The organism is Flavobacterium cheonanense (genome assembly GCF_039539185.1).
Lineage (GTDB): Bacteria > Bacteroidota > Bacteroidia > Flavobacteriales > Flavobacteriaceae > Flavobacterium > Flavobacterium cheonanense.
The window spans coordinates 675,653-690,471 of sequence record NZ_BAABCT010000002.1 but is presented as its reverse complement, the minus strand read 5'-3'; the positions used below and the strand labels follow the sequence as shown (position 1 = coordinate 690,471).

Annotated in this window: 15 protein-coding genes; 7 read left to right on the top strand and 8 right to left on the bottom strand. The window is 32.5% G+C overall.

The features are described from left to right. The first annotated feature begins 85 nt into the window (after positions 1–85). Both ABD766_RS06625 and mfd read left to right on the top strand, forming a co-directional pair. Positions 86–679, top strand: coding sequence for a hypothetical protein (locus ABD766_RS06625; protein WP_344815921.1), 594 nt, complete (start codon positions 86–88; stop codon positions 677–679). 20 nt (positions 680–699) lie between these two features. Beyond that, positions 700–4,038, top strand: a complete 3,339-nt coding sequence (mfd, locus tag ABD766_RS06620; RefSeq protein ID WP_425556570.1) for a transcription-repair coupling factor — start codon at positions 700–702, stop codon at positions 4,036–4,038. Between the two features lie 51 nt (positions 4,039–4,089). On the opposite strand, the gene ABD766_RS06615 is transcribed toward mfd, so the two are convergent. The 4 genes from ABD766_RS06615 to ABD766_RS06600 all read right to left on the bottom strand — a co-directional run bounded on the left by ABD766_RS06615 (position 4,090) and on the right by ABD766_RS06600 (position 8,354). After that, entirely contained in the window at positions 4,090–6,273 is a 2,184-nt protein-coding gene (locus ABD766_RS06615; RefSeq protein WP_344815919.1) for a M12 family metallo-peptidase, read from the bottom strand. Between the two features lie 97 nt (positions 6,274–6,370). Further along, positions 6,371–6,730 carry a YraN family protein gene (locus tag ABD766_RS06610; protein WP_344815918.1) on the bottom strand — a complete coding sequence of 120 codons (360 nt, stop codon included), beginning with the start codon at positions 6,728–6,730 and terminating at the stop codon, positions 6,371–6,373. A 33-nt stretch (positions 6,731–6,763) separates the two neighbouring features. Then, positions 6,764–7,657: a S66 peptidase family protein gene (locus ABD766_RS06605; protein ID WP_425556569.1), complete on the bottom strand. Its 894-nt coding sequence runs from the start codon at positions 7,655–7,657 to the stop codon at positions 6,764–6,766. 94 nt (positions 7,658–7,751) lie between these two features. Next, positions 7,752–8,354, bottom strand: a complete 603-nt coding sequence (locus ABD766_RS06600) for a hypothetical protein (protein WP_344815916.1) — start codon at positions 8,352–8,354, stop codon at positions 7,752–7,754. A gap of 125 nt (positions 8,355–8,479) precedes the next feature. Between ABD766_RS06600 and metG the strand changes: the two genes are divergently transcribed. The 3 genes from metG to ABD766_RS06585 all read left to right on the top strand — a co-directional run bounded on the left by metG (position 8,480) and on the right by ABD766_RS06585 (position 11,952). After that, positions 8,480–10,564, top strand: coding sequence for a methionine--tRNA ligase (gene metG / locus ABD766_RS06595; protein ID WP_344815915.1), 2,085 nt, complete (start codon positions 8,480–8,482; stop codon positions 10,562–10,564). A 10-nt stretch (positions 10,565–10,574) separates the two neighbouring features. Beyond that, on the top strand, positions 10,575–11,264 hold the full coding sequence (locus ABD766_RS06590; RefSeq protein WP_344815914.1) for an HAD family hydrolase: 690 nt from the start codon (positions 10,575–10,577) through the stop codon (positions 11,262–11,264). Between the two features lie 64 nt (positions 11,265–11,328). Further along, positions 11,329–11,952, top strand: a complete 624-nt coding sequence (locus ABD766_RS06585) for a CatA-like O-acetyltransferase (RefSeq protein ID WP_344815913.1) — start codon at positions 11,329–11,331, stop codon at positions 11,950–11,952. On the opposite strand, the gene ABD766_RS06580 is transcribed toward ABD766_RS06585, so the two are convergent. The 4 genes from ABD766_RS06580 to ABD766_RS06565 form a co-directional block, all read right to left on the bottom strand. After that, entirely contained in the window at positions 11,949–12,422 is a 474-nt protein-coding gene (locus ABD766_RS06580; RefSeq protein WP_344815912.1) for a hypothetical protein, read from the bottom strand. The genes ABD766_RS06585 and ABD766_RS06580 overlap by 4 nt on opposite strands. Before the next feature lie 191 nt (positions 12,423–12,613). After that, positions 12,614–13,042, bottom strand: coding sequence for an HRDC domain-containing protein (locus ABD766_RS06575; RefSeq protein ID WP_344815911.1), 429 nt, complete (start codon positions 13,040–13,042; stop codon positions 12,614–12,616). A gap of 22 nt (positions 13,043–13,064) precedes the next feature. Then, the gene (locus tag ABD766_RS06570; protein ID WP_298308794.1) at positions 13,065–13,397 is read right to left on the bottom strand and encodes a single-stranded DNA-binding protein; all 333 of its coding nucleotides are present in this window, start codon (positions 13,395–13,397) and stop codon (positions 13,065–13,067) included. 61 nt (positions 13,398–13,458) lie between these two features. Then, positions 13,459–13,782, bottom strand: a complete 324-nt coding sequence (locus ABD766_RS06565) for a single-stranded DNA-binding protein (RefSeq protein WP_344815910.1) — start codon at positions 13,780–13,782, stop codon at positions 13,459–13,461. 231 nt (positions 13,783–14,013) lie between these two features. Between ABD766_RS06565 and ABD766_RS06560 the strand changes: the two genes are divergently transcribed. Beyond that, positions 14,014–14,283, top strand: a complete 270-nt coding sequence (locus ABD766_RS06560; RefSeq protein ID WP_344815909.1) for a hypothetical protein — start codon at positions 14,014–14,016, stop codon at positions 14,281–14,283. A 118-nt stretch (positions 14,284–14,401) separates the two neighbouring features. Then, positions 14,402–14,752 (top strand): hypothetical protein, encoded by a 351-nt coding sequence (locus ABD766_RS06555; RefSeq protein WP_298308789.1) that lies wholly within the window; start codon positions 14,402–14,404, stop codon positions 14,750–14,752. Positions 14,753–14,819: the final 67 nt, after the last annotated feature.

Here is a 14,819-nt window from a genome sequence, read left to right as displayed (position 1 = left end):
GTGAACATTTATAAAACCTTTCACAAAATCTCTAAAACAAAACTCCTACTTTTGTACTTTTGTAATCAAACCCATTATTCTTCTAATGAAGTTATCATCGATATATCTAGTTTTCTTTATGTTAGTATTGGCATCATGTCAAAACGATAACACTACACTAATTATTGAACAACAGAAAGAAGCTAAGAAAAAAGAAGTTATTTTCAACAACATCAACCGCGGATGGGTTTTTAATATTGCACCTGTAGAACCTATAACGCAAAGCCGCATCAATAGTTGGATGGAATGGCGTAACTTTCTAACAGAAATCAATCAAAAACCAAAGAGTACCATTGGCGCTTTTCAGAAAAAATCGAAAGCGCTTTCTGTAAAAGTAATGGACTTAAACAACAATATTCCATTAGAATTCAATAAGCCACAAGTCAAAGCCAGAATCGCAGTTGTAACAACCAAAATAAAATCGTTGGATTTATTCATTCACCTAAACCAAATTCCAGACGCAAAAGTTGTAAAACTTGTTGGCGAAATTAATATGGAAGTAGAATACCTTCAATTACAGATGGAAGAAATTGTAAAAAGAAGTCTTATACCAAGAGAAGATGGCGAACCAGATATTTTGAGTATGAAAGACTCAACAAGAGCTGTTCCATCGACAAACATTGATCCCGATTTAGAATAATTTTGAGTAAAAATAACGTCATTTCTGTCTATCAAAAGTCGGCAAAAGTCCAACTTTTATCCAATGCTTTAGAGCAGCGCGATTCCAAAATAAACGCGAAAGGTTTATTGGGTTCGGCGTTGTCTTTTGTAATTCAATCTACTTTTGAAAAAGCAGAATTACCTTTTCTTTTGTTGTTCAGCGATAAAGAAGAAGCGGCTTATTACCTCAACGATTTAGAACAACTCATCAACGATCAAGATGTTTTGTTTTATCCTGGTTCGTACCGTCGTCCTTATCAAATAGACGAAACCGATAACGCAAATATTCTACTTAGAGCCGAAGTTTTAAATCGAATTAATTCGCGTAAAAAACCAGCTATAATTGTTTCCTACGCCGAAGCTATTTTTGAAAAAGTAGTTACCAAAAAAGACCTTGATAAAAACACCTTAAAAATTTCGGTTAACGATAAAATTGCTATTGATTTCATTAACGAAGTATTATTTGAATACAATTTCAAAAGAGTAGATTTTGTAACAGAACCAGGAGAATTCTCTGTTCGTGGTGGAATTGTAGATGTTTTTTCTTTTTCAAATGATAATCCGTATAGAATAGAATTTTTTGGAAACGAAGTAGATTCCATCAGAAGTTTTGATGTTGAAACACAATTGTCAATTGAAAAACTGAAGAAAATCTCCATCATTCCCAATGTAGAAAACAAATTCTTCGAGGAAAATAGAGAAAGTTTCTTAGATTATATCGACCAAAAAACAGTGCTTTTCATTCAGAATACTGATTTGCTTTGCCAACAACTTGACAAACTTTTTGCGAAAGCAACAGAAGTATTTGCCAAATTAAACGCCACCATAAAACATCTTGAACCTAAAGATTTATTCCTTAATCAAGAGCAATTTTTAAAGAAAGTCTTGAACTTTTCTGTAGTAGAATTGAGCAATGCACCAACTTATAAAATTGATAAAACGATTGAATTTCATATTCAACCACAACCTTCCTTCAATAAGCAATTTGATTTATTGATGAACAACTTGGCAGAAAATCACTTCAATGGAATTAAGAATTATTTGTTTTGTTCCAATGAAAATCAAGCCAATCGTTTTCATGATATTTTTGAAGACATTGATGAAGAAAATCATGAAAGCGTTCGCAAACAATACAAAACCGTTGTTTTTCCATTATTTCAAGGATTTATTGATGAAGAAAACCAAATAGCTTGTTACACCGACCATCAAATATTCGAACGTTACCACAAATTCAATATTAAAAATGGTTATTCTAAAAAGCAAACCATCACTCTAAAAGAACTGACTTCCTTGACAGTAGGCGATTATGTAACGCACATCGATCACGGAATTGGAAAATTTGGAGGATTGCAAAAAATTCAAGTGGAAGGTAAAACGCAAGAAGCTATAAAATTGGTTTACGCCGATAATGACATCGTTTATGTAAGCATCCATTCGCTACATAAAATTTCTAAATACAACGGAAAAGACGGCGCACCACCAAAGATATACAAATTAGGAAGTGGCGCTTGGAAAGCTTTAAAACAAAAAACAAAAGCACGAGTAAAACATATTGCCTTTAATTTAATTCAGCTTTACGCAAAGCGAAGATTGGAAAAAGGATTTGCTTGCGCACCAGATAGTTATTTACAAAAAGAGTTGGAAAGTTCATTCATTTATGAAGATACACCAGACCAAATTACAGCAACTCAAGACGTAAAAGCCGATATGGAAACCGACAGACCAATGGACAGATTAGTCTGTGGTGACGTTGGTTTTGGTAAAACCGAAGTTGCCATTCGTGCCGCTTTTAAAGCCGTTGATAATGGTAAGCAAGTAGCTGTTTTGGTTCCAACAACAATTTTGGCGTATCAACATTATCGTACTTTTTCAGAACGATTGAAAGACATGCCAGTTTCTGTAAATTATTTAAATCGTTTTAGAACCGCCAAAGAAAGAACCGAAACCATTAAAAATCTAGGTGAAGGAAGAGTTGACATCATCATTGGAACCCATCAATTGGTAAACAAAGATGTAAAATTCAAAGATTTAGGATTGCTGATTATTGACGAAGAACAAAAATTTGGTGTAAACGTAAAAGACAAACTTAAAACAATTTCTGCCAATGTGGATACGTTGACTTTAACGGCAACTCCAATTCCGAGAACGTTGCAGTTTTCATTGATGGCTGCTCGTGATTTATCGGTCATTACAACGCCTCCACCAAACAGATATCCTATTGAAACGCATGTGGTTCGTTTTCACGAAGAGTTAATTCGTGATGCAATCTCGTATGAAATTCAAAGAAACGGACAAGTATTCTTTATCAATAACAGAATTGAAAACATCAAAGAAGTTGCCGGAATGATTCAGCGATTGGTTCCAGATGCAAGAGTTGGAATTGGTCACGGACAATTAGATGGTAAAAAACTAGAAGAATTAATGTTGGCTTTCATGAATGGTGAATTTGATGTTTTAGTAGCCACAACAATTATTGAAAGTGGTTTGGATGTACCTAATGCGAATACAATTTTCATTAATAATGCCAATAATTTTGGTTTATCCGATTTGCATCAAATGCGAGGTCGTGTGGGAAGAAGTAATAAAAAAGCGTTTTGTTATTTCATCACGCCACCCTATTCTGCTATGACCGATGATGCTAGAAAACGTATTCACGCTTTAGAACAATTTTCAGAATTAGGAAGTGGATTTAACATTGCCATGAAAGATTTAGAAATTCGTGGTGCTGGAGATTTATTGGGCGGAGAACAAAGTGGATTCATCAACGACATCGGATTTGATACCTATCAAAAAATCATGAACGAAGCTATTGAAGAGTTGAAAGAAAACGAATTCAAGGATTTGTATCCAACAGAAAACGACATCGAAACCAAAGAATACGTAAAAGATTTACAAATCGACACCGATTTTGAATTGCTATTTCCTGACGAATACATCAATAATATTACCGAGCGTTTGAACTTATACAACGAATTGAGTTTGATTAAAAACGAAGAAGCCTTACAAGTATTCGAACAGAAATTAATCGACCGATTTGGAGCTTTACCAAAAGAAGCCAATGCCTTACTAAACAGCATCCGAATTAAATGGAAAGCAACTGCTATCGGAATCGAAAAATTAGTAATGAAACAAGGAAAAATGGTAGGTTATTTTGTAGGCGACCAACAAAGTGATTTCTACCAATCGAATCGTTTTATGAAAATGGTTCAGTTTGTTCAAATGAACAGCAGCCTATGCAAAATGAAAGAAAAAGAAACCAAAAACGGACTACGTTTATTGTTGACTTTTGAAAATGTAAAAAGCATTAATAAAGCTTTAGAATTGATGAACAGAATATAAAATAAAAAGCCATCTAGACTAGATGGCTTTTTATTTATTCTAAAGATATTGTTATCTTCTTAGTACTTTGAAATTAGCTTCTTTATCACCATCAAACTTCATTTTGAAGAAATAAGTTCCTTGAGCAAAAGCAGAAATATCAACATTAGTTGTAGTTTCATTCAAGTTTTTATCTAGCAATAATTGTCCTGTAACATTATAAACTTGGATTTGATTGATAGCTGTTTTTGAATTGATTGTTACCTTTCCATTAGATGGATTTGGATAATAATTAAAATCAATATAATTGTTGCTATTTATATTTAAATTTGGTGAACAAGATATTGTTGCAATAAATCCTGTATCAATTACACCTTGATCAGAATAAAACCTAACGGTTAATGAACCATCTGTTGCAGAAGAAACAAACGGACCAGGAATAGTTGTTCCTGTAGAACCACCTGGATTCATTAATGGTGCCGCAGTTGAATTTCCATTATAAACATATAAATAATCATAATCTACCTCAAGTGAAAATGCTGAGAATGTTAGTACTATATTGTTATTAGCAACATCTGGAATAATAGTTCTTATTACGGTTTCCATATTGGTATAATTACCTGTTGGACCGCCAGAATCTGTAAATTGTATTCCACTACAGAAGTTTGCTGCAGTTACAAAAATTAATCGTCTTCCTCCAATTTCAAGACCAGCTGTGCAACTTGGGCTTATTTCTGTTACATAGTATGAATTAGAGTTTAAACCATTTACTACATAATTATTTGTGGTTACAGTAATCCAACTACCTGGAGTTGCTCCAAAAGGATACACTCTAACTTTCCAGGCTGTAAAAGTTCCAGAATCAATCCAACTTATTGTTGCTGTATCCATTCCAATATTATTAATAGAAACAGATGAAATAGTGTTGATACAAGTGTTTATACAATCTGTACTTAAACAAGGACCATTATTTATAGCGTTTAAAATAGCATTTCGTGGTTGTGACCCAAATCCGTTACTAAAATTTACTCCAACACCACTTATCAAATGGCAATAGCTCATTACAGTACCTTTTACTGTTGTTGATGGAATTGGTGCTTGCGGACAATTGCCTTCACTAAAACCTGCTTGCTGACCGCAACCGTCGATAGCTGTATTATTTCCATTCCATGCGCAAGCATGAGTATGTCTTGAACCTAATAAGTGACCAAACTCATGACTAATTACTTGAATGGTCCAAGAGTAAGTTGGAATATTCTCAACAGTAATAGTATCTATATCTGAATAACTAAAATTATTTTGAGAACATAACCCATTTATGCCAACTGCAACTCCTCCCAAACCACCTGGGTCATTTCCTAATAATTGTCCTAAATCTCCATCAAAAACTGGCCGAACTTCATTAAACTTATACAAATAATCCACTGAAGATGTACCTATTCCTTCATAAGGATCTTGAGTTGTCCAAATAAACATTGATTTCAATGATATTGTAATGTCATCTGCATTATACAACGATTGAACATTATTAAAAACCGAAGTCATCCAATTAGTAGTTGTTGCAGTATCACTACCATTTAACTGAAATAAATTGTAATCAATTTCAAAATACATGGTAACACATTTTAAACTATTTACTTCTCTATTTGCAATTGTTGGTTCATCGTTATGAAGTGATTCATCATCTTTATAGGAACATTCAAAACCACTTCCAAACTGCATTTTGGAATCGGAATAAACGATATAGTCATTAACATTATTAATTTTGTCTAGTTTTCCAATTACTAAATTATTTAATTCAATATTGGATGCAACTCCATTAAGTTCATTGGGAAAGAAATTGAAAGATGCAACAGAATTGTAATCACCTTTGACGATTCCACGGTAGTGAACTCCTTTTTCATAAGCTATATTTTTTGCTTTATCGGTATCAACATGAAAACCTTCTGCAAATAAATTTACTTTGTATAAATCTAATTTTACAATTGACCCATTGTGAGGAAAAGACAATTCTATAAACTCATATTTATTAGCGACGATATCGTTAACAACAGTAGTTTTAATTGTTGCTAATGTGGCATCCGTGACAACTTTATTTATGTTTTCATCTGGTTTATTTTGTGAGGCTGTTAAAACCGTAAAAGGTCTAAAAACAACTCTAGATGCTTCTAATTCTTGAATCTTTTTTGCAACTTCATTCTGTGCAAACAAGAAAACAAAACTAAACAATGAGGCAATTGTAAAGATTTTTTTCATAGTATTTATGGTAAAGTCATATGGTAAAGTTAATAAAAATGTAATTAGTATATAATTACGACAAAATAAATATGTGTTTTTTATAAATTGTTTAATCTTAGAAGTAAAAAAAAGCGTCTTCCAAATGTTCTATCTTCAACTCGTTGTCTTCTTTATAAACCGAAATAATATCAAATCGAACTTCCAAGTCTAAATCATTGGAAATCAAATACTCATTTACGGCTTTGACCAAAAGTTGGATTTTTTTAGGCTTTACAAAATCTTGAGGTAAACCAAACTCAAGTGAGGAACGAGTTTTTACCTCAACAATAGCAAGTGTGTTTTCTTTTTGGGCGATAATGTCGATTTCGGCTTTTTGGAACGTCCAATTAGTTTCAAGAATATCGTAGCCATTCTGTTGCAGAAAGTCTACAGCTAATTCTTCTCCTAGTTTTCCTAAATCGTTGTGTTCTGCCATGCTTAGTATTCAGTGTTCAGTCGCAGTTTTCAGTTATTCAAAAACCACTTTACTCTCTATATCGTTCACTTCCATTGTAACTTGCTTTCCAAAAATCAGAGCACGATTATCTGCCATATGGCCAGCAGGAAAATTATAAATTACCGGAATATTGTAATTTTTAGTAACATCTTGAATAATTTCTAAGGCATTTTTACCCCAAGGAATTTCGTTGTCTTTCATTTTAGTCATTCCTCCAACAATGATTCCTTTCAAACTTTCAAGACAACCATTGCGTTTTAAATTCATCATCATTCTATCGATATGATATAAATATTCATCTAAATCTTCAATAAAAAGAATCTTATCAGAACAATCTATAGCCGATGGCGAACCAAATAAACTGTATAAAATAGATAGATTTCCTCCAACTAATTCACCTTTGGCTGTTCCGTATTTATTCATAAACTCACATGGAACTTTATATTCTATAGGTTCACCAAACAAAGCTTTTCTTAAAGTCTCTTTTGCTTCTTCACTCGCTTTGGAACTCACAGGCATAATTCCGTGAATTGATGCATAACCCATCGTATTCAAATGACTATGTAAAACGGTAACATCACTAAAGCCAACTATCCATTTTGGAGATTGCTTAAATTTTGTGAAATCTAATAAATCGATCATTCTCACAGTTCCATAACCGCCACGAACACACCAAATGGCTTTGATGTTTGGATTATCTAATTGCTCTTGAAAATCGGCAGCTCGTTGCTCATCAGTTCCTGCTAATTGGTTATTGTCTAAACCAATTGTAGAACCAACAACCACTTCTAAACCCCAATTTTTCAACCACGAAATGGCTGGTTTTAGATTGTCTTCAATGTTTTTACGAGCTGTTGCTACAATTGCAACAGTATCGCCTTTTTTTAAATTAGGTGGAAATATCATCTTTTTTTGAGCTTGAATATTTGAAACAAATAAAATTGTAACGATTAAAATACTAATTACTTTCTTCATTAAAGTTTAAAATCTTTAGGCAAATCTAATAATTTTTGTGCCAACCTAAACCAAATGTTATTCCTAATCCTACAAAAGAGGTTTTTGAAACATTACCATAAAACTTAAAACCAATACTATTTGCAAAACTTGTAGGTTTTCCAACAGGAATCATCTCATAAATTCTAAAAGGCTCTTTCTTTGCATTGAACCATTTTATATTCAATTCAAATGGAAATCCAATGCTCTGAGTGTTGTTATATTTCAAAACGCCATTAGTATCATCAATCAAAAATTCTCTGTCTACATAAGCAATTCCTGCTGAAAAACTATATGATAAATTATCTTCAACGAAACGTCTTCCATACATCAAAGCATGTTCATTTATTTCTTCAACTTTTATATAATTAGGAATACCAAAAAAACTGCCATCTTTTCTATTCTCTGTTATTTCTAAAAATCTATAGGAAAATAAATTTTTATTTTTTTGATAGTTAAACGTTGCTCCGCCTGTAACTCCTTTAGAACTTCCATTAGAATATCCAATTATTATTTCTGCATAAACTATTGGATTCGTTTTTTCTTCTTGAGCAAAACAATTCATCCCAATAAAAAGCACAAATCCTAAAATTAAAGCTTTCTTTTTCATAAGTTTTTTACCAAAAATAGAAAAATTACACACATTATAGTATACTAATTAACAAGTAGGTAAAAGTCTCTACTTGTCTCTGCTAAAAAATACTTATTTTTGCAAGATATATACCGAATTTTATTATGTTAGAAAATCCAAAAAGATATACCATAACGGCAGCATTGCCTTATACCAACGGACCAATTCACATCGGGCATTTAGCCGGAGTTTATGTTCCATCCGATATTTATGCTCGTTATTTACGTTTGCAAGGTAAAGATGTAGCTTTTATTTGCGGAAGTGACGAACACGGCGTTGCAATTTCGATGAAAGCCAAAAAAGAAGGAATTACTCCGCAACAAGTTATCGATAAATACGACGGAATTATTCGTAAATCGTTTATTGATTTTGGAATTTCATTTGACAATTATTCTAGAACTTCGTCTAAAATTCATCATGATACAGCATCTGAGTTTTTTAGAAAATTATACGATAATGGCGACTTTATTGAAGAAGTAACTGAGCAATTATATGATGCTAAAGCCGACCAATTCCTAGCCGATAGATTTGTAATTGGAACTTGTCCAAAATGTGGTAACGAAGAAGCTTATGGTGATCAATGCGAAAAATGTGGTTCGACACTAAATGCAACTGATTTAATCAATCCAAAATCGACAATTACTGGTGAAACTCCTATTTTAAAATCGACTAAGCATTGGTTTTTACCTCTAGATAGATATGACGATTTCTTAAAAGAATGGATTTTAGTTGGTCATGCAAAAGATTGGAAAACCAATGTTCTTGGTCAGGTAAAATCATGGTTAGACGACGGATTAAAACCTCGTGCGGTTACGCGTGATTTAGATTGGGGAATTGACGTTCCTGTGGAAGGTGCGGAAGGGAAAAAATTATATGTTTGGTTTGATGCTCCAATTGGTTATATTTCTTCAACCAAAGAATGGGCAGCTCGTGAAGGAAAAGATTGGGAACCGTATTGGAAGGATGCTGATACTAAATTAGTTCACTTTATTGGGAAAGACAATATTGTTTTCCATTGCATTATTTTTCCTGCGATGCTGAAAGCCGAAGGAAGTTTTATTTTACCAGATAACGTTCCTGCCAATGAGTTTTTGAATTTGGAAGGAAACAAACTTTCTACTTCAAAAAATTGGGCCGTTTGGTTGCACGAATATTTATTAGATTTTCCAGATAAACAAGATTCTTTGCGTTATGCCTTAACATCAAACGCACCAGAAACTAAAGACAACGACTTTACTTGGAAAGATTTTCAAGCGAGAAATAATAACGAATTGGCTTCTATTTTAGGAAATTTCATTAATCGTGTAGTTGTTTTAACTAACAAATATTATGATGGAATTGTTCCAACGCCAAATGATTTCACAGAAGTTGACGAACAAACTTTAGCTGAATTAAAGGCGTATCCTGCGGTAATTTCTTCGTCAATTGAAAGATTCCGATTTAGAGAAGCACAAGGTGAATTGATGAATGTAGCTCGTTTAGGAAACAAATATTTAGCCGACGAAGAACCGTGGAAAATGGTAAAAGAAAATCCAGAAAGAGTAAAAACTCAAATGTATGTGGCATTACAAATTGCAGCTGCCTTGAGAGTTTTATCAGAACCTTTCTTGCCATTTACAGCATGCAAATTATCAGGAATTCTAAAAACCGATTTGAATTTGAGTTGGAAAGATGTTTCTGAAAGAACCGATTTACTTCCAGCTGGTCATCAGATTGGACAAGCTGAAATCTTATTTGCTCAAATAGAAGATACCGAAATTCAAAAACAAATAGACAAACTAGAAGCTACAAAAAAAGCAAATGTTATGGAAAATCAAGTTGTAGAACCACAAAAACAAACAGCAACATTTGAAGATTTTTCAAAATTAGATTTGCGTGTTGGAACTATTCTAGAAGCCGAAAAAATGCCAAAAGCAAACAAACTTTTAGTTTTAAAAGTTGATACAGGAATTGATGTAAGAACGATTGTCTCGGGAATTGCAGAACATTTTTCGCCAGAAGAAGTTGTTGGAAAACGCGTTACCGTTTTAGTAAACTTAGCTCCAAGAGCATTACGTGGCGTTGAAAGTCAAGGAATGATTTTGATGACCAACAACGCAGACGGAAAACTGGTTTTCGTAAATCCAGACACTTCGACATCGCTCAGTGCAAGCGCTGATGGAGTTGAAAATGGAGCTATAATTTCGTAAATAACTATTTATGAACCCAAAAATAATCGCATTCGATGCTGATGACACTCTTTGGCATAACGAACCTTACTTTGATGAAGCTCAAGCAAAATTCTGTGAACTATTTGCAGATTATGCTTCCAAACAAGAAATTTTACAACTGATTTTAAGTCATCAAGTAAAAAATCTTCCTTTGTATGGATTTGGAATTAAGGCGTTTACACTTTCTATGATTGATTCTGCTTTAGAATTGACCAATAATCAAATATCGGGACAAGGCATCAAAAAAATTATTGCTATTGGTAGAGATTTACTTCAAAAACCTGTAGAACTTTTGCCTGAAGTGGAAGATGTTTTGCAACAATTAAAAGGAAAATACAAACTTGTTGTAGCCACCAAAGGCGATTTGAAAGACCAACACAGAAAATTGCACGATTCGGGAATTGGACATTATTTTCATCATATTGAAGTAATGAGCGACAAAAAAGAATTGGATTACGAAAAAATGTTAGGACGTTTAGACACAAAACCCGAAGATTTCATCATGATTGGAAACTCCTTAAAATCAGATGTTTTGCCTGTTTTAAACATTGGAGGACATGGTTATCATATTGCTTATCACACCACTTGGGAATACGAAAAAATTGATTTCGAAATAGAACACGATAACTTCAAATCACTAGAAAAAATCTCAGATGTTTTACCAATTTTGTTGAAATAATTCAAAATTCGTGTAATTAATAAACATACAATTCGTGCTAATTCGTGTAATTCGTGTCTGAAAAATGAAACAAAAACTTAACTTAGAAGCTTGGAATCGTAAAGAACATTTTCTGTTTTTCAAACAAATGGAAGAACCTTTTTTTGGTGTTACAATTACAATTGATTGCACCAAAGCTTATAAAAAAGCAAAAGAAATGGGAGTTTCATTTTTTACTTATTATTTGCATAAAACACTGTCCGCGGTTAATCAATTTGAACCTTTTCGTTATAGAATAATTGACAATGAAGTTTATATTTTTGATAGAATTGATGTCTCTTCAACCATCTTAAGAGAAGACAAAACGTTTGGATTTTCACAAATAGAATATTCAAAAGATTTAAACCAATTTGCAGAAAATACAAAAAAAGAAATAGCGAGAATACAAACTACAACCGGACTTTTTACTAGAGAATATTCCGAAAATCTAATTCATTTTTCGGCTTTGCCTTGGATAAATTTTACTTCTTTTTCGCATGCAAGAAGTTTTACTTGGCCAGATAGTTGTCCGAAAATATCTTTTGGAAAAATGATGGACGAAAATGGTAAGAAAACAATGTCAATGTCCATTCACGTGCATCACGGATTGATGGATGGTTACCATGTTGGAGAATTTGTAGAACTATTTCAAAAGTTAATGGACAATTAGAAAAAATAGGTCCAATTGGCACCATCGCTTACAACAATAACAGTTTTAAGTAATGCATTTGGAGGCATATTAAGCGGAGAAGCTGTCAGTGTACTTGAATCTTTCGAGAAAAAATTACCTCCAAAAGTATATATCTGAGCGGTAACAGAGTTTGAAATGTTTCTAAGTATGTATATTCTTCCGGGAACATTAACAGCATTTGGTAAAATAAATTCTTGATTACCCGATGTAGGTGTCAATGAAATATAAACTCCATCATTAATTGGTGTAGCACTTCCTGATGGCCCTCCATTAAACACAGCAGAACCAGCAACATTAGAATTGATAATTCCTATTTCTTTAATGGTCAAATTTCCATTAATATCCAATGTACTCATTGGAGTTGATGTATTAATTCCAACTTGAGAAAATCCGCTTTGAAAAAAGCAGCCAAACACCATTAAAAAAAGGATTTGTTTAAAGTGGAACATCTTTTAAAGTTAATTGTTTATTGTATTCTAAATAAAGATATTAAAAAAATCAATAGTTGTTAATTTAATCTTTCCCGAAAACGTTTTCGTGTTAAAAACTTCTTTGTTTTCGTAGCATTGCTTCTACATAAATAAAAAAAAGCGACAGAATTTTACTTCCATCGCTTTGTTTAAAGTTCAATTAATTTTTCTTAAAAAGCATTCAATACCGATAAGATATCATCTCCATAATTTAAGGTTCTCGATTCTCCAAAACCTTTTACTGTTTTAAGCTCGTCTAAATTTTGTGGTTTCGATTTTACAATAGAAATCAAATGTGAATTATGACAAATTCTAAAAGACGACCAACCTAATTTTTGAGCTAAATCATTTCGCCATTGTTTCAAGGCAGTGAAGATTTCGTTCTCTTGTTCATTAAGTTCTATAACTTCTGTAGGTTTTGAATCACTTTTTTTCAATTCATAGAAAACTACTGCTGACCAAAAATCTGTTGTTCCTGTGGTTACAAAATTGGTGGAAGTAAGCTTTACCTCTACCGAATCTAGAAACGTATTCATGCGTGTTTGATCATTCTGGCAATTTTCTTTATCTAAACGAATATTAAATACTTTGATGTTCATCGTGACACTTTTTTACGTTAGACTATTTACCTAAAAGCAATAACTCGTTGGCAACAATTTCGGTGATATAACGCTTGTTTCCTTCTTTGTCGTCATAACTTCTGTGCGTTAGTTTTCCTTCGATAGCGATTTCTTTACCTTTGATAACATATTTCTCAATAATGTCAGCTACTTTTCCCCAAGCGGTAATTCTATGCCATTCGGTATTCTCAACTTTTTCACCTTTATTATTAGTGTAACTCTCATTGGTAGCAATAGTAATATTAGCTACTTTCTTTCCTCCATCAAACGTTTTGATTTCTGGTTCTTGTCCTACGTGTCCGATTAATTGTACTTTGTTTTTAATTGCATTCATGGCGTGTAAATTTTTAATTGTTTTTGTTATTTGAAAATTATTCTGGATTTGAAATTGTAAATTATTTGCTCATTAAAACAAGTTCGTTTACCATTACTTCTGTGATGTAACGCTTGTTTCCGTCTTTGTCATCATAACTTCTGTGAGTAAGTTTTCCTTCAATGGCGATTTCTTTTCCTTTAGTAACATACTTTTCGATAATGTCGGCTGTTTTTCCCCAAGCGCTTACTCGGTGCCATTCGGTGTTTTCTACTTTATCACCGTTTTCTTTGTAATAAACTTCATTAGTAGCGATAGTAAGGTTGGCTACTTTTTTTCCTCCTTCAAATGTTTTGATTTCTGGTTCTTGACCTACATGTCCGATTAATTGTACTTTGTTTCTCATGGCGTATAAAATTTAAATTGTTATTATTAATATTATATTTTGTCATATTTGAAATTTGAAAATGCTATTGAAATTGATTTTTGCAATTGTTGTTTCATTTCGACGATGCAAAGTTGTGGCGGCTTGCAAACTTTATTCGGTTGATTACCATTTAAAATCGGTTGTAAATATTTGTAAACGTTTGTAAACGGAAATTTTTTATTATATTTGACTGATTTTAAATGAATTGTGATGAAATATTTTTATATAATTTTATGTTTTTTTTCTTCTTGTTCAGTAAGTGATGAGAATTTAAAGGATTATATGTGGAAATATTCTGGTGGATTTTATCTTGGAGATGTGCTAAGATTAGATTTCAAAACATTAAAAAATGACACAATTTATCAAGAAAATAAACCAAAATATATTATAAAAACCTCTATTGGATATTTTGGATATCCTACCGAATTGATAATTAAAGATATTGAAAGTGGTGATGAAGGACGTTATGTTGGAAAATGATATTTACAAAAGACAAAACCAATCTAGCCCTGATTGAAGTGGCACGAAGTAGAACGTAAAGCAGGAAAATGGAAACCAAGAATGCCCAAGCCATTCGCTCCTAAAAAAATTTAAAACTATGAGTAAAAACTGTTTAGAATGTAACGAAAAAATTGTTGGTCGTGAGGACAAGAAGTTCTGTAGCGATGGTTGTCGAAATGCGTACAACAACAAAATTAACAAAGACAGCAACAATTATATGCGCAATGTAAACAACAAATTGCGTAAAAATTACCGCATCTTAAGTGAAGCTAATACGGAAGGAAAATCAAAAATTACAAAGACCAAATTACTGAGTAAAGGATTTGACTTTGATTATTTCACCAATATTTTAAACACCAATACAGGAAATACGTATTACTTTGTGTACGATCAAGGTTATCGTTTTCTAGAAAATGATTTTTATATGTTGGTGAAGAAGGAATATTAGAAAGTACGAAATACGAAGTACGAAATTATTGAAGTTATAAAAATAATAAAGTATCTAAAAAAGATAC